This window comes from Sandaracinobacteroides sp. (assembly GCF_057137845.1).
On sequence record NZ_DBNHFX010000053.1, the window covers coordinates 1 to 1,797 of the forward strand.

3 protein-coding genes are annotated in these 1,797 nt (G+C 63.9%); 1 reads left to right on the forward strand and 2 read right to left on the reverse strand.

Features of this window, described 5'->3' with window-relative positions:
* Positions 1 to 325: DUF3237 family protein (locus AC16JP_RS02685; protein ID WP_484339059.1), on the reverse strand; the 325-nt coding region annotated here is incomplete at its 3' end.
* Positions 326 to 431: 106 nt separating this feature from the next.
* Here AC16JP_RS02685 and AC16JP_RS02690 point away from each other — a divergent pair.
* On the forward strand, positions 432 to 1,490 hold the full coding sequence (locus AC16JP_RS02690) for a uroporphyrinogen decarboxylase family protein (RefSeq protein ID WP_484339060.1): 1,059 nt from the start codon (positions 432 to 434) through the stop codon (positions 1,488 to 1,490).
* An 80-nt stretch (positions 1,491 to 1,570) separates the two neighbouring features.
* On the opposite strand, the gene AC16JP_RS02695 is transcribed toward AC16JP_RS02690, so the two are convergent.
* The coding region (locus AC16JP_RS02695) for a c-type cytochrome (RefSeq protein ID WP_484339061.1) at positions 1,571 to 1,797 on the reverse strand (227 nt) is incomplete at its 5' end.

Below are 1,797 nucleotides of genomic sequence, written 5' to 3' on the forward strand. Positions count from 1 at the left end.
CGCGGCGCACATCATCGGGGATCAGCGACCGGCCGGTGTAGGTGACATAGATCAGCGCGCCGTCATCGGTTTTCAGGACGGCGCGGGCGTCGAAGGTGCCGACCGACGCATCCTCACCAAGGCGTCCTGCGCGCGACCAGTTCCCGCCGCCCGGCAACACCACTCCGTTCAGCCCCGGTCCCTCGAACCGGCCGCCGGTGATATAGCCCATGCGCTGTTCGCCGAACGGCGATACGCCGATGGCAAACACGCCGCCCGCCACCTCAAAGTCGATGGTGCATATCCATTTGCCGATCGCGGGTGCCCTTGCTGGTGCATTCGCCAATGTGGTCGTCCTCCCTTTTGCCGATGGCCGGCCAATGCCGGCGCTTGCATTCTCTACTGAGCATTCTAATCAATTTTCCACTGTCATTTCGACACGGAGAAGCCGAATGTCCCGTCTGCGTGGCCTGCCGCTGCTGCCTACCACCATCGTCGGAAGCTATCCGCAACCGGATTGGCTGATCGATCGCGAGCGGCTGAAGGCCAGCCTGCCGCCGCGTGTGCGCGCAGCCGAACTGTGGAGGATCCAGGAACCCTGGCTGGCCGACGCGCAGGAAGCGGCAACGCTGATGGCTATCCGCGATCAGGAACTGCTGGGGATCGACATCGTCGGCGACGGCGAAATGCGCCGCGAAAGCTATTCGAACCGGCTGGCGACCGCGCTTTCCGGCATCGACCGCGAACGCCACGGCACCGCGATCGACCGCACCGGCAAGGCGAACCCGGTGCCGCTGGTTTCCGGCCCCATCCGGCGCATCGCCCCGATCGAGGCGCAGGACGCGGCGTTCCTGCGTACCCACGCCAACGGCCCGGTGAAGCTGACGCTGCCCGGCCCCTTCACCATGACGCAACAAGCGGAAAACGGCTATTACGGCAGCCAGCAGGAACTGGCGATGGCCTATGCCGACGCCGTGAACGCCGAAATCCGCGACCTGTTCGCCGCCGGTGTCGATGTGGTGCAACTCGATGAACCATATCTTCAGGCGCGCGCCGGCGAGGCCCGCGCGTTCGCGATCGAGGCGATCAACCGGGCGCTCGACGGTGTTGAAGGCACAACCGCGCTGCACATCTGCTTTGGCTATGCACTGGTGCATCACGGCGCCGGCACCACCAAGCCCAAGGCCTATGACTTCCTGGGCGAACTGAACGAATCGAAGGTCGACGTGATTTCGATCGAGGCGGCGCAACCCCGCCTCGACCCGGCCATTCTGGCGGAACTGCCGAACAAGATCATCATGTACGGCGTGCTCGATCTTGCTGACCCGCAGGTGGAAACGCCGGCAACCGTTGCCGCGCGCATCCGCGAAGCGCTGCACTACACTGCGCCGGAAAGGCTGTGGATCGCGCCCGACTGCGGCATGAAATACCATTCAAGGGAAGCAGCCCAGGCAAAGCTTCGCGCCATGGTCGAAGGCACTGAAATCGTACGCCGAGAACTGGGGGCCTGAAGAATACCGGAAGCCCGATGAAAAAAAGGGGGCAGTGCATCGCAGCACCGCCCCCTTTCCATTTCCGTCGAAGCCAAAGCTTATTTGGTGGCCAACACCCAGGCTACCAGCGTCTTGGTGTCGGCGTCCGAGACGGCGGCATTCGGCGGCATCGGCACCTTGCCCCAGACCCCGGTTCCACCCTTCTTCACCTTCACGGCCAGTTGCGCGGGCGCGGCTGCCTGGCCCTTGTACTTGGCTGCGATGTCCTTGAACGACGGACCGATCATCTTCTTGTCGACCGCGTGGCACGACATGCACCTGTTCT